Here is a 24,027-nt window from a genome sequence, read left to right as displayed (position 1 = left end):
GGGGCTCCCCCCAAATCGAGTCGGTTGGTCGTTGCACGAGCGTGCCCTTTTCAAACTGGCGATCATGGCATCACCCCGTTCCGGGCACGGGTGTCGCCCATGGTCGGGATCACCCCTTGATGTTGCAGGTTAAGCCGCTATGGGGGCGCTGGTCCGATGACTTAACCCTGCCTACTCACCTCCCCAAAGTACACAAAATGGCATTGATGAGGCGTGCCATGCGCTGTCGGTCGACGGCCCCTGTGAGCTTTTTTGATTTGGTAGTGTGCACAAGTGTGTTGACGGTGTCGCGAAGGCCGGATGGCAGCAAAAGGAGAGGGGGGTTATTTCGATTCCTGGAGTAATGTTGAATATTATGAAATGCCAAGGGAATTCAATGTTTAATTATTCAGCTTGCATATAACGGGTTTTAGGGAAGGTCGGAAGGCGGAACTCTATTGGAATTATAGGAACTAAAAAAGCCGGACTCTCTGGTCCGGCTTTTGAGGTCTTTCACGAGGTGTTAGTACCCACCCCAGAAGAAGGCGATGGTACCGGCTACCATGGCGTAGGCCAGGGCGACGGGCATGGTCTTACGAATAATCTCAGACTCACGACCGGCCATGCCCACTACGGTGGCGGCGGCAACAACGTTCATTACACACATCATGTTACCGGCGTTGGCACCAATACCCTGCAGGCCCAGAACCAGGGCGTGGTTCATGCCCAGGTTGTCGGCTACGGAGTACTGCAGGCCGGAGAACATCATGTTGGAGAAGGTCGCGGAGCCGGACAGGAAGGCACCGAAGATACCGACGACCGGAGCGGTCCACTCCCATACGGCGCCCATGGTGCTGGCCAGCATCTCTGCCAGTGCCTTCGGCATGGACATCAGGCCAGCGTCGTTGGCGCCGGAGTTCAGGAAGATCTTCACCATGGGGACGGAAGCGCCCAGGGAGATAATGGTGGGGATCATGGACTTGCACGAGTCGGTGAACGCACCAGTGAAGGCCTTAGGCTTCATCTTGAAGATGAAGAAGCCCAGGATACACACGGCGACGAAGAAGGCGCCGGGGGCGTACAGAGTCTTGAAACCGGAACCCAGCTCGGTACCCAGCAGGCCAGGCCAGCTCAGGTTGAAGCTCAGCAGGAAGCTCTTCAGAGGCTCCACTACGCGGGACAGAACCAGCAGGGCGGCCATCACCAGGTAGGGGGTCCAGGCTGCAGCCTGGGAGAACTGGGGCTTGGCGGCGGCGGCGCCGGCAGACTGAGGCTGACCAGCGGTGGCGGAAGCGGCTTTGCCATCGTTCTCGGCGAAGTCATTCCAAGGCTGCGCAGGCAGCAGCAGACCCTTCTTGGCGGCAGGAATTACGATGGCCATGCCGATCAGGGCACCGATGACAGAGGGGAACTCGGGACCGGCGAAGAAGTTGATCAGCCAGGCCGGGATGGTGAAGGCCAGGCCGGCGAACAGGGCGAATTTCCAGATCTGCAGACCTTCGGCGAAGGACTTCTTACGGCCGAAGAAGCCGGTCAGTACACACACCATGGTCAGAGGAATCAGGGTGCCGACGAACAGATCGATGGTGATCATGTGCTTGGCAATCAGCTGGGCGTAGTCGGCGAAGACGGCGTCGGAGCCCAGTGCAGCGATCTGCTGGGCAGCCATGGACACACCGCCGGCGTCCAGACCCTTGTCCATACCGAAGAGTACGGGCAGGCCGATGGCGCCGAAGGAGACCGAGGTGGAGTCAGCAATCAGGGCCACACAGGCCGCGGCCAGGGGCGGAATGCCCAGCAGTACCAGCAGGGGGGCGCCGATGGCGGCCGGGGTACCGAAACCGGCGGAACCTTCGATAAAGGAACCGAACAGCCAGCAGATGATGATTACCTGAACACGGGCGTCAGCACTGATGTTGGTGAAGCCCGCACGGATGGTATCCATGGCACCGGAGGCGGCCAGTGTCTTCAGCAGGAAGATCGCGCCGAAGATGATGGTCAGAGGGGTAATGGCGTCCAACATACCCTGGACGACGGATGCGCTGAGAATTGCGCTATCCATCTGCCAGATGAAGGCAGCCGCCAAACCGGTTAATACTGCGGAGATTGGCATTGCCTTGGAAGCAGGCAAGCGCAATAGCACCAAGAATACGAGTACCGAAATAATCGGTGTGAGCGTTGCGATGGTCTGTATGAGATTCACGCCGTTTTCCCTTCTATTGAGGAATGATTACTTTGTTTCAGTTTCACTATAGTCAACCAAATTTGAGTCATGCTTGGTTGAACGATAGTAATTGGTAGCGTATTCAATAGTGGAAAGCACTCCAGAAAATTGATCTGGATCAATGTGGATGAACTTCACATTTTAGTAGCAATCCGGAATGAGTTTCTCGTCCCAAATGACCCAAAACCGTGATCGGGATCCCTTGGGTGGCGGGTGGCGAAGTGATCTGAGTCACATAAAAAAAGCCGCTTTTGTAACCATTTCATTACAAGCAAAAAAAATCATTTGTAAACAGTGTCTTACCTGAATTTTTTGTCAGCATGGCCTAGTGGGCTTAGTGGCGCTAAAGAGGCTCGATGGCTAATTTTGGAATATGCAGTTGAACCTTAATCATAAAAGTGAATAAGGATGACAAGCTTGGCGCAAATTTGGTTCTGCCTGAAATGAGCCCGGAGCCCAAAATATGCCGCTTCGCTCATTGGATAATGTAGAAAAATAACAAGAAAAGCCGCTCCTTTGCGGAAATTACCGCCAGAAAAAGAATGTAAATTACAAAATGCGTCGATGTTTAAATTTTGCACAATGCGATTTGAGCCAGATCACAAAAGTGGCCTGATGGTCCATACTAAGCACGGCAAATCAAGCTCCTACAACATCGGAGGTGGATTTTGGAGGCCAGTTGGCTGCTGATCCTGGTGGCGGTCACCCTGGTGGCGGCCCTGAGAGGCGTTCCCCAGACCGGGCGACACATCATCCTGTTAACATTCGGGTTACTCGTGGGTCAACTCATCAGTACACTTCGGTGGCAGAGCGGCATCGGTGCCAAGGGGATGGCTGATGCCATCTACTACCTGATTCTGCCTTGGTTGCTGGTCCAGGCTGCCTCGTCGATCTCCAGGCGGCGGTTGAGGCTGCTGTGGCCCTGGGTAGTGGGGCCGGCGTCCCTGATCTTCCTGCTGACTCTCTCCCTGGTGGGCGTCGGCCTGTTCATGCTGGTGGATCATCCCGGTTTTCCCCTGCTGTCCGGCGTGGTGGCCGGCACCCTGTTGGCCGCGGCGGATCCCAGCTGGAGCAGTCAACTGGCTCACCGGCAGCGATCCCTGCTGGTGATGCTGGAGGGGGAGGGCGTATGGGTGGAGCTGTTTGCCTTCGCCGGCCTGATGGTACTGAACCAGGCCGGTTCCCTGTCCAGCCTCAGCGGTGCCGAAGTCGGTGCCACCTGGGTGCGCCTGTTGACCCTCTCCCTGCTGCTCTCCTGGCTGCTGTCGTGGTTACTCAAACCCCTGTTGCGCCGCAATGGGGCCTTGACGCTGCCGCTGGCCTACCTGGTGTTCTGGGGGACGGAGAGGGGGTTGGGCCTGCCCGGTGCGGCGGTCTGTCTGCTGACGCTGCTGCTGAGCCTGCCGCAACTGAGGCGGATTCCGACCGCGCCGGTGGAGGAGGGAGCCAGCCTGGGCGCCGATCTGCTGGTGGTGGCTCTGGGGTTTTCCCTGACGTTGTCGATGTTTACCGAGCGCTATTGGGTGATGCTGGCGGCCATCGGCCTCTGTCTGCTTGCTCGGGGTCCGGTATTGTGGGGCATCGTTCACTGGCTGAAACCGCCGCTGCCCGCCGGCGCCGGTGCACTCTGGTGGCGATTGCCGGTGCATGGCCCGGTCACCCTGGCCCTGGTGCTGTCGCTGCCGGTGTCGGTTACCGCCTGGTGGACCATACAGTCGGCCTGTTACGGGGTGATCCTGTTTGAGTTGTTGATTCAGCGCCCATTGGCGTCGGCCTCTGTGAGCGACCGCTGATTCTGGACAGCCGGGTACAACAGGCTGGCGCGGATGTGATGCGTGTCCGGCGGGTTGGCTTGCCCTCGAGTAAAATGGCTGCTTGGGTTTCTCCTTCATAGGTTTTCTGCCATGCGCTGTCCCCACACCGATGCCCTCAGGGTGAAATGTCAGGCCGTTCTCGATGTTACCGAGGGGATGATTGACCAGCAGGGATTGATCTCCTTTAAGCTTTCCCAGGTCGCTAAGGAGGCGGAGATCGCCAACTCCACCTTCTACAAGCTGTTCGAGAGCAAGGAGGATCTGCTGGTATGCTGTTTCCTGCGTAATGCCACCGCCAATCACTTCGATGATTTCGAGGCGCTGCACCCGGGGTTGACGGCCGTCGAACGGGTGCTGTTGCCGATCGTCTTCACCTTCGAGGCCACCTACTTCTCTCCCAGTTTCAACCTGGTCCGTCAGGTGGCGGTCAACAGCCGGGTATGGCGCCTGGCGAGTGCCGATAAGGCCAAGGCGTTCGAGCAGCGTATCAACCTCTACTGGGAGCGGATCTCCGACTATCTGAAGCAGGCGGTCAACGAGGGGGAGCTGGTGGCCTCCCAGGATGAGGTCAGGGAGTTGGCCCAGGCGATCACTTTCTACCTGAGCGGGGCGCTGTCCGCCTACGAATGCCGCCTGATCGGCAAGGAGTTCCTGCAGGAGAAACGCCAGACCCTGTTCCGTCAGCTGCAGAACGTGTTCAAGCCCTACGGCTGGCGAGAGCCCCTGACCCTGGCTCAGTTTGAACGGGTGGGGGTGCGGGTGCACATGTACTATCAGGCCAATCGCCGGGATTTCAACAGCTGCAGCCGTTGCATGGCGATGCAGGCGAAACACGACGGTTAGCGTCGAGCTGTCGCTGCCGGCCCCCACTACGGGGGCTTTTTTATACTCATAAAAAAGGCTCCCTTGCGGGAGCCTTGGCTTGTGTCAGGAGTTGATCGCCGGCTTAGAAGTAGTAGCCGAAGTTGATGTTGATGCGCTGATCCCAGCCGTCGCCCGCCTCCTTGAGGCCAACGTGGTCGTCCATCTCGGTGGAGAAGGTCATGTTCTTGCCCATGACGAAATCCGCCATGATGTACAGCGGGCCGGCGGCGATGGCGGCGCCGGTGACGTTCTGGTAGCTGTTGTCGAAGCTGTCGTCGTCGGTGTCCGGAGTCATCACGCCGAAGTCGTTGTAGATCTTGACGCTCCCCCAGTCGGTGGGGATGGTCTTGGCGATGTTGAAGTTGTACGCCTGGCCCTTGGAGGCGATCTCGTACTGCCAGCTCACCACGGAAACGCCGATCTTGTTGGGATCCACGCCCTCCTGGTTCTTGGCGTCGTACTCATACTGCATCGCCTGCAGCTGGATGTTCCAGCCATGGAAGCTGGAGTCCAGATGGGCGGCGATGGCGTAGCGGTCGCCGTTCTCTTCGGTCTTGCTGTTGTAGATCTGGCCCCACTGTACGGATCCGCCGATGGTGGTGCTGCCGCCGTCGTGCTCCAGGGTATAGGTCTGGCGCAGGTTCAGCTGGTTGCTCTCTTCGTTGTAGTAGTCGGTGCCGTTGATGGTGCCGGTATACAGGTCGGTGGCGTAGCGCTTGTTTTCGGAGGCGCCGTACTCGGGGTTCTTGTAGAAGCCCAGGTCGGTGTGCCACTTGCCGTTGTCGAAGGTGGCCTTGATGCCCACATCATGGTCGTCTTCGAAGCCCAGGTAGTAGGGGATGCCGAACCACCAGCTGTTGGAGATGAAGTCGCGGTTGCCGAAGGGCACCTTGTTGATGCCGAACTGGATCTGCCACTCGGGGGTGGCGTCGTAGTAGCCGTAGCCATATTTGATGTAGTGGGTGCCGGAGGTGAAGCGGTACTCGGAGGAGAGGCCCCAGTCACCGTGCTTGCCATTGAACTTGAGGGCGGCCATGTCGAAGGTCAGGTCGCCGGCCTTGTCCTTGGAGCTGTCGCTGTAGAACTTCAGCCCGTAGTTCACCCGAACGGCACCGCCGACGCTGATGCCGTCTTCCTGGGCCTGGGCCATGGGGTTGAGCAGGGCAAAGATGGCGCCGGCCACCAGGGAAAGCTTGGTTGCGTGTTTCATAGTATTCACTGCCTTAACTGGGAGCCGGCAGCACCGGCTCCAATAATTCCGGTTGTTTTACTTTTCGAACTTGTCTTGGTTGGTGCCATAGGGACCCAGGTCCATGGCTGCCTTACGCAGGGCATCGACGCGGTCGAACGCCTCTTCGGCAACACGCAGGTTCTTCACGTCTTTGCGCCAGTAGTACTTGAAGCCATCGAAGTGGGCGTTCTTGGGGTACCAGTACATCACGCCGAAACCCTGATCGTCGGTGATGGGGGTGTTGTGGATGGTGTTGCCGGGGATGTAGAAGTACATGCCCTTTTCCATCCACTTGTACTGGCCGTCAGCCAGGGTGCGGGCACGGCCGGATACGGCGTAGTAGCACTCGGGCTGGCCGTGGAAGTGGGGGGCGTGGTCAGACTTGCCGCCGTTGGTGATGCCGATAACCACAGGTGCGTCGGACAGCTCTTTCCACAGGTAGCCAACCGGGGCGTTTTCCAGCTTGCAGTCCTTGGCTTCCATGATGTTGCCGTCGTCATCCATGGTCTTACAGAAACGCTGGTCCTTGGCGATGGAGTCATTGGACTTGATGGTGTTGAAGTCGACCTTGCCCGCTTCCCAGTCGGCGATGTATTTCTCAACCAGGGGATCGCGGCACTGCTCAGGCATGGTGGTCTGAGGCGAGTAGGGGGTGGAGTCGTAAGGGATGGCGGTCGCCTGCTGGTAGGGCAGCTGGGCGTGTTCCAGGTGGGCGTTGGCCATTACGGAGCCGGAGCACAGGGCGCCGAGGATCAGTGCGAGTTTCTTCATCATTCTCTTCCTATATCGGTATTGTTGTGTATGTGGCGGCGGGCGAGGCGCCCGCCGCCAAATGGGTTACATCTCGTCGAACCAGGTGCGGTGGCACTCGGAGCAGACGGGAGCCTTGGTCTGGTGTTCGGCGTGACAGGCCAGGCAGCTGGCGCCCTGGTTGAAGTGGATGCTCTTGTGAGGGTTGGCCTCCTCGAGCACCAGTTCACGGGTCACCTCGATGTCGTTGATGTCGCCGTGGCAGTCGATGCAGGCGCTGTCGTCTACGTATTTACGGGCAGAGCCCTGGTGGCAGGTTTTGCAGCCGTCTTCATAGATAAACTGGTGGTTGCTGCGGCCCTTGATGGACCCCTTCACCTTGACCAGATCACCGGCCTGGGCGGTGTTGCACAGGGCCAGCATCAGTCCCAGGGAGATCAGTACTCGTTTCATGGCGTTCTCCTCAGGCGTCCGCTTTGATGGTCTTGGGCACGATCATGCCCATGGTCAGGCACTCCAGGCAGGAGGTGGAGCTCAGCCGCGCGTGGCCGTGTACCCCACCGGTTACCTCGCCGGCACCGTACAGCTTCTTGATCGGCTTCATGGTGCGGCAATCCAGCACCCGGCCACCCATGTCGGTTTTCAGGCCGCCCATGCAGTAGTGCACTTTGGGCCAGATGCGGGAGACCACGAAGGGGGGCTTGAGCTCGACGGCGGTGTCCATCTTGCGGCCATGGTCCGGATCGGTGCCCTGGCGCACCTGGGCGTTCCACTGGGCGACGGTCTGCTTGAGCTCGGTCAGGGGCACGTTGAACTGCTCTGCCAGCTGTTCCAGGCTGTCCACCTTCCAGGCCATCTCGTCACGCAGGGCGCGGACCACACGGTCATCATCGGGGTGATCGTTGTAGTTGAAGAACACCAGGGGGTAGGCGGGGGTGCCGTCCTGGTGGCGGTTCTTCATGATGGCGGTGGAGCAGGTCAGACGGTCGGCGCGTTCGTTCATGTAGCGCTTGCCGTTGAGTACGCTGACGGAGATCCCCTCATGCCAGCCAATGGAGAGCAGGGCGTTGGACCAGCCGAAGCCGCCCTCGTCCGGAGAGCCCCAGTGACCGGTCTGGATCATGTTCAGATGCACCGGCAGGGCGCCGTGGGCCATGGCCGCCAGCATCACTTCGCCGGTGGCGCCCAGATGGTTGGTGCCATCCAGGGTGGGATCCAGGGAGGGATCCACCGCGGCGCGCAGGGCCATATTGCGGGTGAAGCCGCCGGAGGCGCAGATCACCGCCTTGTTGGCCTTGATGCGCACCAGGGAGCCGGTCTTCTGGTCGGGGAAGCGATAGCCGCGGCGTACCAGCACGCCCTCGACTTCACCTTGGTCATTGAGGATGAAATCTTCGATGAAGTGCTGAAGGCGATACTCCACGCCCTCTTTCTTGCCCGTTTCGAACAGCTTGGTGGTGATGTCGCCACCGGTGCCGTGCTTGGTGCGGATGGCGCGCGCCTTGTTGTGGCCGCCCACCTGGATGTTGAAGTTCTTGCGGAACTCGACGCCGGCATCGACGCACATGTGGTAGGCGCCCAGGGCATGCTCGGCGATCTGGGTCAGCATCGCTTCGTCGGCCATGCCGCGGCCGGAGATCATCTGGTCCTTAACCAGCTCGGCGGGGCTGTCATCTTCGATCCCCTGGGCCAGCTGGATCGGGTTCTTCGGCACGGCGAACCAGCCGCCGTTGATGGCGGAGTTACCGCCGATAACCTGCATCTTCTCCAGGACCAGGACCTTGCCCAGGCCCTGACGTTTGGCGTTGAGTGCGCTGGAGAGGCCGGCGAAGCCGGAACCGATCACCAGGACATCCACCTCTTCATCCCATTGGGTGGCGGGGGCGGCGGTTGCCACCGCGGGCAGTCCTGCTGCCAGGCCACCGGCGGCCAGGCCGGCACCGAGTCGCAGGAATGAACGTCTGTTCGACATGATTTCTCCAAAGTCGAGTGTGTGTGGGTCAGAGGTTACGGGGACACCGCTTACCATGCCGTGACGCTTCTATGGAGAAACTGTTCTCGCTGGAGAGGTGACTGCCGAACAATTTTACTGAGTTAGGCGTTGGAGTTAGAGCTGAATTGAAATGAATCGGAGTCGGCTCGCAGATTTCGGGGAGAGTGTGGGCTGGATCGCCGGTTGGGGTCCCCGGCAGTCCGTGATCCGCTTCAAAAGAGTTTTTTCACCTGGCCGAGTCGGCCAGGGGGGCAGGCCTGGTCGGTCCAGAATGACAACATGTTTCAAGCCGCTGTTACGACATGGGTTGTCGAGAGTCGTCCGGATCAGGGCGCCTGCGGTGACGAAAAAAACTCTCAATGGCGTATATTTTCCGTCTTTGCAGAGGCTGTGTCGGCCGCGGGGCGATCATGGCAGTGTCTTGTTCGGCCTGGAAGGGAAACGGTGAACCATCCGTCTGTCGACCTACCGGTTGTGGATCTTTACACACCCACTTTGACCGCCTAGGTTGCTCTTTGTCACAGTGTGTGGTCGTGACCTGAAGGAAGTGAATAATCATAACTATCAATGGGTAGAACCTATGACACCGATAAAGAAAAGTGCCCTGGCCGCCACCACCCTGGCGGCCCTTAGCCTGGTGAATCTGGGCCATGCGGCCGACGACATGGAACGTTACATCGTTAAATTCAAGACCGGGACAGGTCAGGGCGTGGCGGCCAGTGTCGCTCAGAGCAAAGGCAAGGTCGAGCGGGTACTGGCGAATTATGACGCCATGGCGGTGAGTTTGCCGGCCCCGGCTCTCAAGGGGTTGGAGCACAACCCCAATGTGGAGTATGTGGAAGCGGACACCAAGCGTTACCTGATGTCGCAAACCGTTCCCTATGGCATTCCCATGGTTCAGGCGGACATGCTGTCCGACGCCGCCGCCTCCAACACCCTGGTGTGCATCATCGACTCCGGCTACGACGGCAGCCATGAAGATCTGAACCACAATGGTGCGGTCCAGGGCACCAACGATGCCGGCACCGGCAACTGGTATACCGATGAGAACAGCCATGGTACCCACGTGGCGGGCACCATCGCCGGTGTCGCCAATGACGTCGGCGTGGTGGGCGTGCTACCCAACAGTAACCTGAACCTGCACATTATCAAGGTGTTTGGTGCCGACGGTTGGGCCTACTCCTCCGGCTTGGTGGCGGCTCTGGATGCCTGTAAGGCAGCCAAGACCGACCGTCAGTTGGAGCGCATGGTGATCAACATGAGCCTGGGCGGCTCCCGCTCCAACCGGACCGAGATGGGCGCATTCGATCAGGCGTTTGCCGAGGGGATTCTCAGCATCGCTGCCGCCGGCAACGACGGCAACACCCGTCACTCCTATCCGGCCTCCTACGACTCGGTGATCTCCGTGGCTGCCATCGACGAGCATAAGCTGGTGGCGGACTTCTCCCAGAAGACCAACCAGGTTGAGCTGTCCGGCCCGGGGGTGGGAGTCTTGTCCTCGGTCCCCATGAACAGTGCCGCCAAGTCCGATCTGACCGTCAACGGCGCCGCCATCGCGTCCGCCATGATGGACGGCTCGCCGATCCAGTCGGTGTCGGGTGACCTGGTGGATTGTGGCACCGGTGAGGCCAGTTGTGCCGCCTCGGGCAAGATCTGCCTGATTGCCCGAGGTAATGTCAGTTTTGCCGACAAGGTGCTCAACTGTGAAAGCAACGGCGGCATCGGTGCGGTGATTTACAACAACGAACCCGGCATGCTCTACGGTACCCTGGGTGAGACCGCCACCAGCATCCCCTCCGTGGGGATCAGCGACACCGACGGCGCGGCACTTCAGGCCAGCTTGGGGACGGCTGATTTGGCGGTAGCCACCGATCACTATGCCTACTTCGACGGCACCTCCATGGCCACGCCCCACGTGGTCGGTGTCGCGGCCCTGGTGTGGAGCAACAACCCCACCTGCAGTAATGCCGAGGTGCGCTCTGCCCTGGCCAGCACCGCAGAGGACCTGGGGGTCGCGGGACGTGATGATGCCTACGGCTATGGCCTGGTGCGAGCCTACGACGCCCACCTGGCCCTGGCCAACTGCACTGGCAGCAGCGGCGGTGGCGACACCGGTGGCGGTGGCAAGCCGAGCAAGGGACCCAAGGGCAAACCCACCTCCAAGTAGAGAGTGACCGTTTGACCAACAGTGACAGGGCCGGATCCTTTCCGGCCCTCTTTTCTTGAACGCTACAATTGATCCTCTATGGGCAGCCATTGCAGCAACCAGGCACCGAGACGACGCCAGCAGCCCGCATCCGGCTCGCTGTCCAGGGTGGTGCCTGACTCCAGGTCCTGCCATCTCAACTCCCCCTCCTCCAGGGTCAGCCGGTAGGCGATGGTGCTCAGCGCTTCACCCAGGCCGTCACTCACCTCGCTCGCCAATTCGTCGGAGTGGATAAATACCCCCATCTCGGTGTTGATCCGGGCCGAGCGGGGATCCAGGTTGAATGAGCCGACAAACAGCACTCTGCGGTCAAAGACCATGGTCTTGGCGTGCAGACTGGCCTGGGACGAGGTGTTCCACCCCCCAGGTTTCAGGCCTGGAGTCCGCTTGACCTCCCACAGTTCGACACCGGCCTCGAGCATCGCTCGACGGTATCCGCGGTAACCGGAGTGAACGGCCACCACATCGGTGGCGGCCAGGGAGTTGGTGAGGACCCGCACCCGGACCCCCTGACCGACCAACTTGGCCAGAGCCTTCACCCCCGGCTCTCCGGGAACGAAGTAGGGGGAGACCAGCAGCAGATTCTGTTCAGCCTGTTCGAACTGGCGGGCCAGGGCGTCCATCATCAGGGTGGGGGCCTGCTGCGCGATGGCCGCCTTTTCCGGGCTGTCGGCCACCACCTGAACCTTGCCCCAGTAGAGGGGCAGGGTCTTGTCGGCCAGGTGGCGTGCCAGAGGCGTGTCGTGCAAGGCGTCGATATAGCCCTGCTGCCGGATCTGGTCACGCTGAATCGTTTCGGCAAACTGCCGGGTCATCGTCTCGGTGGTGATCGCCGGGCTGGCGGGAATCAGGTGCTCTACCCCGATGGCGTAATCGCTGTTCCAGTAGAGGTCGAACTGCGCCGCGGTATCGGCGACCGCCGGCCCCAGCAGCATGACGTCGAAATCGCCAAAACTGACCTGCTGGTTGGCGGAAAAGTATTCGTTGCCGATGTTGCGGCCGCCGGTGACGGCCAGGGCACCATCCACCACCATCGACTTGTTGTGCATGCGCCGGTTGGTCCGCTGGAAACTGCCGAGCATCTCTACCGAGCGCCACTGCCTGTTGGTGAAGGGGTTGAACAGCCGTACCTGGACATTGGGGTGCCGGTTGAGGCGGGAGAGGGCCTGATCCTTGCCGCTTTGCATGTCGTCCAGCAGCAGTCGCACCCGCACGCCTCGCTCCGCCGCCCGCCACAGGCTCCACAGCAGGGCGCGGCCGGTATCATCTCCCCGGTAGATGTAGGTCTGCAGGTCGATGCTGCTGACCGCCTGATTGGCCGCCAGTATCCGGATGATCAACGCTTCCCGGCCATCGGCGACCGGGTAGACGCCGCTGAGCCCGGGGTTGCGGGCCGTCAGCGGCGCGAATGCCTGCCTGAGTGGACTGTGAGCGGGGGCGGGCCGGGCATGAGTGGCCGGCTGATCCACCTCGGGCAGGGAGGTGGCACACCCAGCCAGGAGAACGCTCAGGAGCATCAACGGCAGTTTGAACATGGCACAGGCCCCCAACAGGAGTAAACAGTTAGCCTAGCAATGGCTTCGTCTGGGTAACAAGCGAAAATCGGCCAGGGCCGGCCCGCCGTGATGGATGGAACCGCCGAGGCCGCCCTCAGCTCCGGCCTCGGGGGCCAATTCGCCGGGGCCGCCTGTCGCGGGCTTGATTCTTGGCGGACTTTACTGCGAATCCTCCCGCGCCGTCCGATTTGCTTATTCACCATTTTGGCCTCAAAGTGGGAATTAATCCTGTGGTGAATTTTTACCTCAGGCCTAGACTGTTGTCATTCACAGTTTTTGGAGTGACCCGCAGATGAGAGCCCTGTCCGCCCTCTTGTTTTTCTTACCTATTATCTCTGCCTGCAACGGCAGTACCCCCTCCCTGGCCCTGGGGACCCTGGAGCGGGACCGGGTGATCCTCACCGCCACCGCCAATCAGATCGTACGCAGTACCCCCATAGCCGAAGGCAGCCCGGTCCACCAGGGCGACATCCTGGTGGTGCTGGATGACAAACAGCAGAAGGCGATTGTCGCCCGGGCCCGTGCCGAAGTGGCCAAGGCCAGTGCCTATCTGCTCAGGCTGACCAATGGCGAACGTCCCGAGGATATCGCCGCTGCTCAGGCCAACCTGCACAGGGTAGAGGCCACCCTGGTGGAGGCCCAGGCCAACTATCACCGGGCGGTGACCCTGGTGGACAGGAAGCTGGCCAGCCAGGCGGAACTGGACAGTGCCAGGGCCAATCGGGATGCGGCCATCGCCGAGCGAGAGTCCGCCAGAGAACAGCTGGCAAAGCTCACCCGGGGTAGCCGGGTAGAGGACATCACCCAGGCCCGGGCCTCCCTGGAGGCGGCCCAGGCGGAGCAGGCCCTGCAGCAGCAGATCCTCAGCGATCTGACCGTGGTGGCCACCCGCGACGGCATCCTGGACAGCCTGCCCTACAACGTGGGTGAGCGGGTGCCCAAGAACGGCGTCGTTGCCGCCATTCAGGCGGAGATGGCCCCCTTTGCCCGGGTCTATGTGCCCGAGCCCTATCGGGTGGCGATGACGCCGGGGATGCCTCTGACGGTCCATGTGGACGGGGTGGCGACGTCGTTCCAGGGCAGGCTGCGCTGGATCGCCACCGAGCCCTCCTTTACCCCCTATTTCGCCCTCAATGAGCAGGACCGGGCGCGGCTGGTCTATCTGGCCGAGGTGCTGTTGCCCGAGTCTGCCATGAGACTGCCCTCCGGCGTGCCCGCCCAGGTGGAGATGCCCCGTGAGTAACTACGCCATCGAAGCCAGCGACCTGGTGAGACGGTTTGGTGACTTCAAGGCGGTGGACGGGCTCAACCTCAAGGTGCCCACGGGCAGCATCTACGGTTTCCTGGGTCCGAACGGCTGTGGCAAGTCCACCACCATCCGCATGCTGACCGGCCTGCTGCAACCCAGCGAGGGCAGCGTGTCGGTGCTGGGGCTGGAGATCCCCAGGCAGGCGGAGGCGCTGCGGCTGCGCATCGGCTACATGACTCAGAAGTTCTCCCTCTACGACGATCTGACCGTGAAGGAGAACCTGGAGTTTATCGGACAGATCTATGGCATGGGGCGGGCTGAGCTCCGGCAGAGAATCGGAGAACAACTGGATACCTATGGTCTGACCCGGTTGATCAACCAGAGGGCCGGCGGCATGAGTGGCGGTCAGAGGCAGCGCCTGGGGCTGGCGGCAGCCACCATGCATAAGCCGGATCTGCTGTTCCTGGATGAACCCACCTCGGCGGTGGACCCGGAGAACCGCCGTGAGTTCTGGGAGCAGCTGTTTGATCTCTCCGACGCCGGCACCACCATACTGGTGACCACCCACTACATGGATGAAGCGGAACGTTGCCATGGCCTGGCGATCATGGAAGCCGGTGTGGTGCGTGCCGATGGTCCGCCGGAGACTTTGATGCAGCAGATGGGGGTGAGCGTGGTGGAGGTGGAAGCGCCGAATCTGCGCCGGCTCAAGGAGAAACTGCTGCCTCTGAATGAGATCCGCTCTGCGGCCCAGTTGGGCATTCGCCTTAGGGTGCTGGTGGACAGGTCGGTGTCCGAGCCCATGGGGTGGTTGCGTCAGCAGTTTCCCGAACTGGAAGGCGCCGAACTGACCCTGGCCAGGCCCAGCCTCGAAGATGTGTTTGTCACCTGCACCGGGGAGGGGCGCCAGTGAACAGTGTTAATCGTATTCTGGCCATCGTATTCAAGGAACTGCGCCAGCTTTCCCGGGATCGCATCACCTTCGGCATGGTGGTGATGATCCCGCTGATTCAACTGCTGCTGTTTGGATTTGCCATCAACACCGATGTGCGCAACATCCCTGTGGCGGTGGTGGACCAGAGCCAGGCCACCTTGGGGCGAGTGGTCACCGAGTCGGTGAAGGCCACCCAGGTGGTTCGGGTGACCGAGACGCTGGCCACGGTCACAGAGGCGGAGCAGGCGATCGCCGCCGGCCGGGTACGGGCTGCCCTGGTGCTGCCCTATGATCTCACCCAGAGGGCGGCCCAGGGGCGCCCCCTGGGCCAGTGGCTGGTGGATGGCTCCGACACCATGATCAGCGCGGCGCTGCTGCAGCTGCAGACCATGCCGCTCAGCGACCTCATCGTCTCCAAGCCCAAACCGACAAACACCTTCGAGGTGGCGTTGTTCTACAATCCGTCGCGGCGTTCGGCGGTGAACATCGTTCCCGGTTTGCTGGGGGTGATCCTCACCATGACCATGATTCTGTTTACCTCGGCGGCCATCGTCCGCGAGCGGGAGCGGGGCAATCTGGAGCTGCTGATCACCACCCCGGTGCACTCCCTGGAGCTGATGGTGGCCAAGATCATCCCCTACATCTTCATCGGTTTGCTTCAGGTGGCGATCATCCTGGGGCTGGGTGTGTGGGTGTTTGGGGTGCCCATCAACGGGGATCTGTCTCAGGTGCTGTTTGCTACCCTGCTGTTTATCTCGGCGAGCCTCACCCTGGGCCTGGTGATCTCCACCATCGCCACTACCCAGTTGCAGGCGATGCAGATGACGGTGTTTGTGTTGCTGCCCTCCATCCTGCTGTCGGGCTTCATGTTCCCCTATGAGGCGATGCCGAACGCGGCCCAGTGGATCGCCGAGGCGCTGCCGGCGACCCATTTCATGCGGCTGATCCGCGGGGTGGTGTTGCGAGGCTCGGATCTCGGTGCCATGTGGCAGGATTCCCTGTGGCTGGCCGGCTTCACCGTGCTGGGACTGATGGTGGCGTCCCTGAGGTTTAAGAAGAACCTGGACTGATCGGCCGTTAGGCAAACCATCGGGGCCCCCAGCCCAGGGTCAGTCGCCGTCCATTCCCTCGGTGATGCAGCGGGACCAGGGCAGGGCGACCTCCTCAATGCTCTTGGGGGTCGGGATCTTTTCCTTGGTAATTCCCAACTGCCCAGCCAGCAGTTGGCAGGCGAGATCCCAGTGCTGCACCCGGGCGTCGTCCAGGCTGGTGCCGTAGACATCCATCAACAGCGGCGCCAGGGTGGCGGGGGCATCGGTAAACATGCAGATCAGCCACTTCATCTCCTTGGGGTGCATCCCCTGTAGGTACCCCTGCTTCTGTACCGCCCGAAGTTCATTGTCCATGAAGCGCTCGATGTCATCCGGAGCGTCCTGAAAGTAGTTGAACAGCATCTCGTTGTCCCGGACCGCATCCACCATCAGGCGCATCGGCCGGGGATCGTTCAACTGGGTGGCCAGGAAACGGGTGATCAGATAGAAGTAGCGTTCATTGGCGGGCAGGGCCGGATCCAGTTCAGCCAGGATCGCCTGCAACTGCAGCAACACATCCTCCAGAACCAGGTCACAGATCTGCTCCCAGATCTTCTGTTTGCTGCCGAAGTGGTGGCGGATCAGGCCATGGGAGACGCCGGCCTTGTCGGCCAGCTCCCTGATGGAGACCCGATCAAATCCCTTGTCCACAAAGAGCTCGGCGGCGGCGCATAGGATGACCTTTCGGGTCTGCTGTGCCGAGGTCGCACTCTGTCTTCCGGATCGTTTTGCTGTCATTGGTCCTCACTCATTAACCACGCCTAAACACGGGTGTTAGCTCAACTTTATTTGCTACACAAGCGGATAGCAAACTTGCTATCCGCTTGTGCAGTATATAGGCTATGCACTCGTATAGTAAATCCACTCTTATCTGCGTATGCGTGGTTCACCATGTTAAATACTTCAGTTACTTCGACAATTTTCTCTCGTTCGAAGCAGATCCTGTTGATGACCATTGTAATGGCATGGAGTGCCGTTGCCCAATCCCAGACGGCGACGGAGTCGGTGCAGCCGGTTAAGGCGATGGTCGTGGGCAACCAGCAGCAGCTTCCCCCCTTTGCGGCGGAGGTCTCCGCCACTCAGCATGCCGCCATGGCATTTCGCATCTCAGGTGAGCTGCGCGGCCTCTACGTGCGCATGGGGCAGTTCGCCCGTCAGGGCCAGCTGCTGGCGGAACTGGATCCCACGGATTATGAGCTGGCGGTGCAGGCCAGGCAGGCGGAGCTGGATCTGGCGGCCATCCGCTCGGAGCGCGATGCCAAGTTGTTCGAACGCAAACTGATCAGTGAAGACCAGTTCGATCGCTCCAAGACCGATCTGCAGGTGGCCAGGGCCCGTCTGGCCCAGGCTCAGACCGATCTCAACGACACCAGGCTGCGGGCCCCCTTCGATGGCTATGTGGCCCTGACCCACGCCCGCGCCGGGGAGGTGATGGCGGCCAATCAGATGGTGATGCAGCTGGAAAACAACGACCAGGTGGACATCAGTTTCAACCTGCCGGTTCAGTATGGCGCCGAGATGCTGGAGGCAGGCACCCTGGCGGCCACCGTCAGTTTCACCGGCCGCCCCGGCCGTTACCTGGGCGCCAGGGTGAAGGAGTTTGCCTCCCAGCCCGATCCGGACACCAACAGCTACCGGGTCACCCTCTCACTTCCCCGTCCCCCCAAGGTCAATGCCTTGACCGGCATGAACGCCTGGGTGGAGCTGAGCACCCTCAACCAGCAGATGCAGCCCGTCTCCCTGCCCAAGGATGCCGTGGTCAAGTACCAGGGGGACAACCCGGTGGTGTGGCGCATCGAGCCCGAGACCCAGACCCTCAGTGAAGTGGAGGTGGTGCTGGATGAGCAGGGTCAGGTGGTGTCCGGCCTCAACCGGGGCGATCGCATTGTGGCCGCCGGTGCCAGTCGGCTGATGCAGGGCCAGAAAGTGCGGGTCTGGGAGCGGGAGCGAGGAATCTAAGATGACGAGTTTGAAGAGATTGGCACTGACCTCGGCGCTGCTGGCCCTGATCTCCGGTTGTTCTCAGGACACCGACATCGAACCTGCGGCGGCTCAGAGGGTAGAAGTCCAGCTGCTGAGTGCCCCGGAGCAGGTGTCTGCGCGCCTGTTCAACGGCCAGGTCTCGGTGGCGGAGATGACCCGCATGGCGTTTCGCATTGAGGGCAAGCTGGAGAGCCTCCATGTTCTGCCGGGTCAGACGGTGAAAAAGGGCCAGATCCTGGCCAGGCTGGATGACGATATCCCTCAGCAGCAGTGGCAGGACGCCAAGGCGCAGAAGGAGCTGCTGCAGCGCCAGTGGCAGCGCTCCTCCGTGCTGCTGGATAAGGGGCTGGTGGCCCAGGCCGAGTTCGACGAACTGACCGCTCAACTCAGATTGGCCAAGGTCAACCTCAAATCCGCCGACGCGATGCTTACCTACACCGAACTGCGGGCCCCCTTCGATGGGGTGGTGGATGCCCTGGAGAAGCAGGCGTATGAGACCGTCTCACCGGCAGAGACCGTGATGACCCTGTATCGCAGCGACCGCACCGATGTGGAGATGGATATCCCGGATACCCTGCTGAGTCAGGCGGTGAACTTCATCCCCAACGCCGATTATCAGCCCAGGGTGACCGTGCTGGGCAAGCAGGGTGAGCTGGAGATGACCTACCTGGAGCACGCCCTGAAACTGGACGAGCAGCGCGGCAGCTACACCGCCCGTCTGACCGCCTTCGGCTCGGATCTGGGGTTGTTGCCTGGCCAGGCGGTGGAGGTGCTTCTGGACCTGCGCCAGGCCGGGCTGCCCGCCACCAGTGGCTACCGACTGCCTGTTACCGCGTTGCAGGCCAGGGGCAGCGAGCCCGGCTTCCAGGTGTGGGTACTCCAGGGTGACAGTGTTCAGCCTGTGCCGGTAGAGGTGGTGCAGATGGGGCAGGAGGGCGCCCTGGTTGTGGGTGGCATCTCCAGCGGTGACCGGGTGGTGACCACCGGATTGTCTCGACTGAGACCCAATAAGCGTGTGCTAGTGGTCGAGAAGGACTGAATCAGATAATGAATATTGCACAATACACGATCAAACACCGCGTCATCAGCTGGATGTTCCTGATTTTGCTAGCGCTGGGAGGCAGCTCCTCCTTTATGAACCTGGGACGCCTGGAGGACCCCGCCTTTACCATCAAAGAAGCGATGGTGATCTCCATCTACCCCGGGGCCACCGCTGAGGAGGTGGAGGAGGAGCTGACCTATCCCATCGAGAAGGCGATCCGGCTGCTGCCCTACGTCAAGAAGATCACCTCCACCTCCGCCCCCGGGCTGTCTCAGATCACCGTGGAGATGGAGTCCACCTATGGCCCCGACAAGCTCCCCCAGATCTGGGATGAGCTGCGCCGCAAGGTCAATGACCTGAAGCCCCAGTTGCCCTCCGGAGCCTATCCTCCCAGGGTGGTGGACGACTTTGGCGACGTGTTTGGTGTGCTCTACCTGGTCACCGGCAACAGCTATCAGTACGACGAGCTCAAGCAGTACGTGGATATGCTGCGCCGGGAGCTGGAGCTGATCGACGGTGTGGGCAAGGTGGACATCTCTGGCGAGCAGCAGGAGCAGGCGTATATCGAGCTCTCCCTGACCCGCCTGGCGGCCCTGAACCTGGATATGGCCCAGGTGATCAACCTGTTAACCCAGCAGAACGCCGTGCTGGACGCCGGCAAGATGACCATCAATGGCGAGTCTCTGTATCTGCGTCCCACCGCCCAGGGGTCCAGCATGGACCCCATCATCCACGGCCGGGATACCGGGCAGCTGGTGCGCCTGAGCGATGTGGCCACCCTGCACCGGGGCTTCCAGGAGGTGCCGAATCACCTGCTGCGCTTCAACGGTCAGCAGGCCCTGAGCCTGGGCATCGCCTTCTCCGATGGCGTTAACGTGGTGGAGGTGGGCCGGGCCATCGACCAGCGTATGGCGGAGCTGATGCAGGACAGGCCAGTGGGGATCGAGCTGCACCCCCTGTATCACCAGCCCCAGGAGGTGGAGAGTTCGGTCAATGGCTTCCTGATCAGCCTGGCGGAAGCGGTGGCCATCGTTATCGTCATCCTGCTGTTCACCATGGGGCTGCGCAGTGGCCTTATCATCGGCACCGTGCTGCTGCTGACCATGCTGGGCACTTTCGTCATGATGGAGTATGACGGCATTGAGCTGCAGCGTATCTCCCTGGGGGCGCTGATCATCGCCCTGGGGATGCTGGTGGACAACGCCATCGTGGTGGTCGAGGGGATCCTGGTGGGGCTGCAGCGTGGCCGCAGCAAGCTGGAGGCCTGTAAGGAGATTGTCAATCAATCTCAGTGGCCGCTGCTGGGGGCCACGGTGATCGCCATTGTGGCCTTCGCCCCCATCGGCCTCTCCGCCGATGCCACTGGCGAGTTTATGAACTCCCTGTTTTATGTCCTGCTGTTCTCGCTTTTCCTGAGCTGGGTAACCGCCTTGACTTTGACCCCGTTCCTGGCGGACCTGATGTTATCCGCGCCCAAGGGTGAGCAGAGCAGTGAGGACCCCTATAAGGGCGGCATCTTCGAGGTGTTTGGCGCCCTGCTGAGCTGGTGCCTCAACCATCGCAAGACCACTGTGGTGGCCATGATGCTGATGTTGGCCGGGGCCACTGTCGGCTTCGGCAGCGTCAAGCAGGCGTTCTTCCCGCCCTCCAACACGCCGATGTTCTATCTGGATTTGTGGCTGCCTGAGGGCACCGATATCCGCCGCACCGAGCAGGTGGTCAAGGAGATTGAGGCCTACGTGCTGAAGCAGAAGGAGACCGAGTATGTCGCTGCCACCGTCGGCCAGGGTATGCCCCGCTTCACCCTGACCTATGCGCCGGAGAACAGCTACGCCTCCTATGCTCAGCTGGCGATTCGCAGTCCGGATCAGGAGAAGATGTTTGCCCTGGCCAACCGCCTGGATCGGGTGATGCCCGAGCGTTTTCCTCAGGCTCAGTTCCAGCTGAAGCTGATGGAGATCGGTCCTTCGCCCAAGTCCAAGATTGAGGCGCGCATCTCTGGTGCCGATCCTCGGGTGCTGCGTCAGCTGGCCGCCGAGGTGGAGAATATCCTCGCTCTGGACCCGGGTTCCCGCGGCATTCGCCACGACTGGCGTGAGCAGACCAAGGAGCTGGTGCCGGTGATCGATGAGTCCCAGGCGCGGCGCCTCGGCATCGGCACAGATGAGGTGGCCCAGACCCTGAAGATGGCCTTCGGCGGCACCCAGGTGGGGATGTACCGGGACGGGACCCGGATGCTGCCCATCGTCACCCGTCTTGAGCAGCAGTACCGGGACGACTACGCCACTTTGGATAACCTCAAGCTGTGGAGTCCCACCCTGCAGAATTACGTGCCTATCCAGCAGGTGGTGCGGGACACCGAGCTGGTGTGGACCGAATCGCTGATCCAGAGAAAGAACCGCAAGCGCACCATCACGGTGCTGGCGGATCACAATGTGCTGGGGGAGGAGACCGCCGACGCCCTGTTCCGCCGCATCAAGCCCCAGGTGGAAGCCCTGCACCTGCCGCCCGGATACAGCCTGGAGTGGGGTGGGGAGTATGAGTCTGCCGGTGACGCCCAGGCGATGCTGTTCGGCTCTCTGCCCATGGGCTATCTGTTTATGTTCATCATCACCGTGTTCCTGTTCGACTCCTTCAGGAAGCCGGCGGTGATCTGGTTGACCGTGCCTCTGTCGCTGATCGGGGTGACCGTGGGGCTGCTGGTGACCAACCAGCCCTTCACCTTCACCGCCCTGCTGGGCCTGCTCAGCCTGAGCGGCATGGTGCTGAAGAACGGCATCGTGCTGATGGACCAGATCAACCTGGAGATGGCCAGTGGCAAAGAGCCCTATCAGGCCATTGTCGACAGCGCCATCAGCCGAGTACGTCCGGTCACCAACGCGGCCATGACCACCATCCTGGGGATGATCCCCCTGGTGTTCGATGTGTTCTTCGCCTCCCTGGCGGTGACCATCATGTTTGGCCTGGGGTTCGCCACCATCCTTACCCTGGTGGTGGTGCCAGTGCTCTACGCCATCTTCTTCAAGGTGAAGACCCCCTGATTCAACCCCCGGGATATTCGCTTCCCTTGCCTTCCAAAGGCGTTTTGGCCGGTCAGCCTCCTGACCGGCCCTTTTTTGTCCTCGCTGCGGTGTCCTCTCCCCTGAGAGATCAGCGCGCCCCGAGATAATGGTCACCGGTTGCAGAACACTGCTGCGCAGGTAGGGGGCTTGCCCGGTGTCGATGACTCCAGGTAGTTGATTTGTCGTGGTCCTGGCCCATTTTCCGCCGTTTTTTGTTTATGATGGGGCAGAGAGCTCGCCGCCCGAGCCCAACCGGAGATCCCCGTCCTATGAAGCGCCGCCCCCTGACCGCCGTCCTGCCCTGGATCCTCTCCCTGCTCAGACCCTACCGGGCCCGGGTGGTGGCCGCCTGTGTGGCCCTGGCGCTGGGCTCCCTCAGTTGGTTGGCCCTGGGGCAGGGGATCAAGCTGCTGGTGGATGAGGGGTTCTTGGCCGACAACGGCGAGCGTCTCAACCAGATCATGCTGGTGGTGCTGGGGATCAACCTGTTGGGGGCCGTGGCGGCCTTCTGCCGTTTCTATCTGATGTCCTGGCTGGGGGAGCGGGTCAGCGCCGACATCCGTCGCAGCGTCTACGATCACCTGCTGACCCTGTCGCCGGGGTTCTACGAGACCACCCGCACCGGCGAGGTGATCTCCCGCTTCACCAGCGATACCACGGTGATCCAGACCGTGGTGGGGATGAGCCTGTCGATGGCGCTTCGCTCCAGCGTTACCCTGGTGGGGGGGCTGCTGATGATGCTGGTGACCAGCCCGTTGATGACCCTCTACGCCGCCGTGGCCGTTCCCCTGGTGCTGGTGCCCATCCGGGTTCTGGGGTCCAGGGTGCGGCTCTACGCCAAGGCCAGCCAGGATCGGGTGGCGGAGATCGGCGCCTATGTGGACGAGAGTCTGCACGAGATCCATACGGTGCAATCCTACACCCACGAGGCGGTGGACCGGCGCAACTTCAACGACCGGGTGGAGGCGGTAATCGAGGCCGCCGCCAACCGCATCCGCCACCGCGGCCTGCTGATCGCCCTGGTGATGGGGCTGAGTGTCGGCGCCATCACCCTGGTGGCCTGGCTGGGGGCCGTGGAGGTGCTCGGTGGCGGCATGAGCGCCGGCGAGCTGACCGCCTTTCTGTTCTACGCGGTGATGGTGGCCGGGGCGGTGGCTACCGTCAGCGAGGTGATCGGCGAGGTGCAGCGGGCGGCGGGAGCCACCGAACGGCTGTTGGAGCTGCTCGGCACCCAGCCGGAGATCCGCGCTCCGGAATCGCCCCAGTCGTTGCCCAGGCCGGTGCGCGGCGAGCTGGCGTTGGAGAACCTCTCCTTCGCCTACCCCAGTGCCCCGGACAGGCCGGTTTTGCAGGGGCTTAACCTGACCCTGAGGCCGGGCGAGCGGGTGGCCCTGGTGGGACCCAGCGGCGCCGGCAAATCCACCCTGTTTCAGTTGCTGCAGCGGTTCTATCTGCCGAAGCGGGGGCGGGTGTTGCTGGACGGCACCGATCTGGCCCGGCTGGACCCCAAGCTGATCCGCAGTCAGTTCGCCCTGGTGCCCCAGGAGTCGGTGATCTTCGCCACCAGCGCCCTGGAGAACGTGCGCTACGGCCGCCCGGACGCCACCCTGGCGGAGGTACAGCAAGCCTGCCGGGCTGCCCGCGCCGAGGAGTTTATCCAGGCACTGCCCCAGGGGTATGACACCAACCTGGGGGAGCGGGGCGTGCGTCTCTCCGGCGGCCAGAAGCAGCGTATCGCCATCGCCCGGGCACTGCTGGCTGACCGGCCGGTGCTGCTGCTGGATGAGGCCACCAGTGCCCTGGATGCGGCCAGCGAGCAGCAGGTGAAGCTGGCCCTGGATGAACTGATGCGGGGCAAGACCACGGTGATCATCGCCCACCGGCTGGCCACCGTGGTCAACGCGGATCGCATCATCGTCATGGAGCAGGGCCGGGTCATCGCCGAGGGTACCCACAGTGAGCTGGTGGCCCGCAACGCCCTCTACAGGGAGCTGGCGGATCTGCAGCTGGTCAGCTGAACTTCTTTGATGATTGTTATCTAACTAACTG

17 protein-coding genes are annotated in these 24,027 nt (G+C 61.6%); 10 read left to right on the top strand and 7 right to left on the bottom strand.

Features of this window, described 5'->3' with window-relative positions:
- Positions 1 to 502: 502 nt before the first annotated feature.
- Positions 503 to 2,182, bottom strand: a complete 1,680-nt coding sequence (locus FCL40_RS10025) for an L-lactate permease (RefSeq protein ID WP_136853160.1) — start codon at positions 2,180 to 2,182, stop codon at positions 503 to 505.
- 689 nt (positions 2,183 to 2,871) lie between these two features.
- Here FCL40_RS10025 and FCL40_RS10020 point away from each other — a divergent pair.
- Both FCL40_RS10020 and FCL40_RS10015 read left to right on the top strand, forming a co-directional pair.
- Positions 2,872 to 3,996 carry a cation:proton antiporter gene (locus FCL40_RS10020; protein ID WP_136853159.1) on the top strand — a complete coding sequence of 375 codons (1,125 nt, stop codon included), beginning with the start codon at positions 2,872 to 2,874 and terminating at the stop codon, positions 3,994 to 3,996.
- A gap of 111 nt (positions 3,997 to 4,107) precedes the next feature.
- Positions 4,108 to 4,860 carry a TetR/AcrR family transcriptional regulator gene (locus tag FCL40_RS10015; protein WP_136853158.1) on the top strand — a complete coding sequence of 251 codons (753 nt, stop codon included), beginning with the start codon at positions 4,108 to 4,110 and terminating at the stop codon, positions 4,858 to 4,860.
- 103 nt (positions 4,861 to 4,963) lie between these two features.
- Here the strand turns inward: FCL40_RS10015 and FCL40_RS10010 are convergent, their stop codons facing one another.
- From FCL40_RS10010 to FCL40_RS09995, 4 genes are all read right to left on the bottom strand, one after another.
- Positions 4,964 to 6,091 (bottom strand): hypothetical protein, encoded by a 1,128-nt coding sequence (locus FCL40_RS10010; protein ID WP_136853157.1) that lies wholly within the window; start codon positions 6,089 to 6,091, stop codon positions 4,964 to 4,966.
- A gap of 57 nt (positions 6,092 to 6,148) precedes the next feature.
- Complete coding sequence (locus tag FCL40_RS10005) at positions 6,149 to 6,883, bottom strand: cupin domain-containing protein (protein WP_407644146.1); 735 nt, start codon at positions 6,881 to 6,883, stop codon at positions 6,149 to 6,151.
- Between the two features lie 66 nt (positions 6,884 to 6,949).
- Positions 6,950 to 7,315 carry a cytochrome c3 family protein gene (locus FCL40_RS10000; RefSeq protein WP_136853155.1) on the bottom strand — a complete coding sequence of 122 codons (366 nt, stop codon included), beginning with the start codon at positions 7,313 to 7,315 and terminating at the stop codon, positions 6,950 to 6,952.
- A 10-nt stretch (positions 7,316 to 7,325) separates the two neighbouring features.
- The gene (locus FCL40_RS09995; RefSeq protein ID WP_136853154.1) at positions 7,326 to 8,834 is read right to left on the bottom strand and encodes a flavocytochrome c; all 1,509 of its coding nucleotides are present in this window, start codon (positions 8,832 to 8,834) and stop codon (positions 7,326 to 7,328) included.
- 601 nt (positions 8,835 to 9,435) lie between these two features.
- Between FCL40_RS09995 and FCL40_RS09990 the strand changes: the two genes are divergently transcribed.
- Positions 9,436 to 11,022: a S8 family serine peptidase gene (locus tag FCL40_RS09990; protein WP_136853153.1), complete on the top strand. Its 1,587-nt coding sequence runs from the start codon at positions 9,436 to 9,438 to the stop codon at positions 11,020 to 11,022.
- A 62-nt stretch (positions 11,023 to 11,084) separates the two neighbouring features.
- Here the strand turns inward: FCL40_RS09990 and FCL40_RS09985 are convergent, their stop codons facing one another.
- On the bottom strand, positions 11,085 to 12,596 hold the full coding sequence (locus tag FCL40_RS09985) for a phospholipase D family protein (protein WP_136853152.1): 1,512 nt from the start codon (positions 12,594 to 12,596) through the stop codon (positions 11,085 to 11,087).
- A gap of 313 nt (positions 12,597 to 12,909) precedes the next feature.
- Here FCL40_RS09985 and FCL40_RS09980 point away from each other — a divergent pair, with 313 nt between their 5' ends.
- Genes FCL40_RS09980 through FCL40_RS09970 form a run of 3 tightly spaced genes read left to right on the top strand, consistent with a single transcriptional unit; the run spans position 12,910 to position 15,870 of the window.
- Positions 12,910 to 13,860, top strand: coding sequence for an HlyD family secretion protein (locus FCL40_RS09980; protein WP_136853151.1), 951 nt, complete (start codon positions 12,910 to 12,912; stop codon positions 13,858 to 13,860).
- Entirely contained in the window at positions 13,853 to 14,779 is a 927-nt protein-coding gene (locus FCL40_RS09975) for an ABC transporter ATP-binding protein (protein WP_136853150.1), read from the top strand. Before FCL40_RS09980 ends, FCL40_RS09975 begins: the two co-directional genes overlap by 8 nt.
- Positions 14,776 to 15,870 (top strand): ABC transporter permease, encoded by a 1,095-nt coding sequence (locus FCL40_RS09970; protein ID WP_136853149.1) that lies wholly within the window; start codon positions 14,776 to 14,778, stop codon positions 15,868 to 15,870. The genes FCL40_RS09975 and FCL40_RS09970 overlap by 4 nt, the downstream gene beginning before the upstream one ends.
- A 39-nt stretch (positions 15,871 to 15,909) precedes the next feature.
- Here FCL40_RS09970 and FCL40_RS09965 read toward each other — a convergent pair whose 3' ends face one another.
- The gene (locus tag FCL40_RS09965) at positions 15,910 to 16,629 is read right to left on the bottom strand and encodes a TetR/AcrR family transcriptional regulator (protein ID WP_136853148.1); all 720 of its coding nucleotides are present in this window, start codon (positions 16,627 to 16,629) and stop codon (positions 15,910 to 15,912) included.
- A gap of 210 nt (positions 16,630 to 16,839) precedes the next feature.
- Here FCL40_RS09965 and FCL40_RS09960 point away from each other — a divergent pair, with 210 nt between their 5' ends.
- The 4 genes from FCL40_RS09960 to FCL40_RS09945 all read left to right on the top strand — a co-directional run bounded on the left by FCL40_RS09960 (position 16,840) and on the right by FCL40_RS09945 (position 23,996).
- The gene (locus FCL40_RS09960; protein ID WP_169307071.1) at positions 16,840 to 17,850 is read left to right on the top strand and encodes an efflux RND transporter periplasmic adaptor subunit; all 1,011 of its coding nucleotides are present in this window, start codon (positions 16,840 to 16,842) and stop codon (positions 17,848 to 17,850) included.
- A 1-nt stretch (position 17,851) separates the two neighbouring features.
- Positions 17,852 to 18,913: an efflux RND transporter periplasmic adaptor subunit gene (locus FCL40_RS09955; protein WP_136853146.1), complete on the top strand. Its 1,062-nt coding sequence runs from the start codon at positions 17,852 to 17,854 to the stop codon at positions 18,911 to 18,913.
- 8 nt (positions 18,914 to 18,921) lie between these two features.
- Positions 18,922 to 21,957: an efflux RND transporter permease subunit gene (locus tag FCL40_RS09950; protein WP_136853145.1), complete on the top strand. Its 3,036-nt coding sequence runs from the start codon at positions 18,922 to 18,924 to the stop codon at positions 21,955 to 21,957.
- Between the two features lie 290 nt (positions 21,958 to 22,247).
- A complete protein-coding gene (locus tag FCL40_RS09945) occupies positions 22,248 to 23,996 on the top strand; it encodes an ABC transporter transmembrane domain-containing protein (RefSeq protein WP_136853144.1) in 1,749 nt (582 codons plus the stop codon).
- The last annotated feature ends 31 nt before the right edge of the window (positions 23,997 to 24,027 follow it).

This window comes from Ferrimonas sediminicola (assembly GCF_005116715.1).
GTDB classification, from domain to species: Bacteria; Pseudomonadota; Gammaproteobacteria; order Enterobacterales; family Shewanellaceae; genus Ferrimonas; species Ferrimonas sediminicola.
This window is presented reverse-complemented; position numbering and strand designations above follow the sequence as displayed.

Bases quoted from the DNA above. Each gene is read 5' to 3' on its own strand.
- FCL40_RS10015 (WP_136853158.1), top strand. From the start codon at position 4,108: ATGCGCTGTCCCCACACCGATGCCCTCAGGGTGAAATGTCAGGCCGTT.
- FCL40_RS09950 (WP_136853145.1), top strand. From the start codon at position 18,922: ATGAATATTGCACAATACACGATCAAACACCGCGTCATCAGCTGGATG.
- FCL40_RS09990 (WP_136853153.1), top strand. From the start codon at position 9,436: ATGACACCGATAAAGAAAAGTGCCCTGGCCGCCACCACCCTGGCGGCC.
- FCL40_RS09965 (WP_136853148.1), bottom strand. From the start codon at position 16,629: ATGACAGCAAAACGATCCGGAAGACAGAGTGCGACCTCGGCACAGCAG.
- FCL40_RS09980 (WP_136853151.1), top strand. From the start codon at position 12,910: ATGAGAGCCCTGTCCGCCCTCTTGTTTTTCTTACCTATTATCTCTGCC.
- FCL40_RS10010 (WP_136853157.1), bottom strand. From the start codon at position 6,091: ATGAAACACGCAACCAAGCTTTCCCTGGTGGCCGGCGCCATCTTTGCC.
- FCL40_RS10005 (WP_407644146.1), bottom strand. From the start codon at position 6,883: ATGAAGAAACTCGCACTGATCCTCGGCGCCCTGTGCTCCGGCTCCGTA.
- FCL40_RS09960 (WP_169307071.1), top strand. From the start codon at position 16,840: ATGACCATTGTAATGGCATGGAGTGCCGTTGCCCAATCCCAGACGGCG.
- FCL40_RS09945 (WP_136853144.1), top strand. From the start codon at position 22,248: ATGAAGCGCCGCCCCCTGACCGCCGTCCTGCCCTGGATCCTCTCCCTG.
- FCL40_RS09995 (WP_136853154.1), bottom strand. From the start codon at position 8,834: ATGTCGAACAGACGTTCATTCCTGCGACTCGGTGCCGGCCTGGCCGCC.
- FCL40_RS09955 (WP_136853146.1), top strand. From the start codon at position 17,852: ATGACGAGTTTGAAGAGATTGGCACTGACCTCGGCGCTGCTGGCCCTG.
- FCL40_RS09985 (WP_136853152.1), bottom strand. From the start codon at position 12,596: ATGTTCAAACTGCCGTTGATGCTCCTGAGCGTTCTCCTGGCTGGGTGT.
- FCL40_RS10000 (WP_136853155.1), bottom strand. From the start codon at position 7,315: ATGAAACGAGTACTGATCTCCCTGGGACTGATGCTGGCCCTGTGCAAC.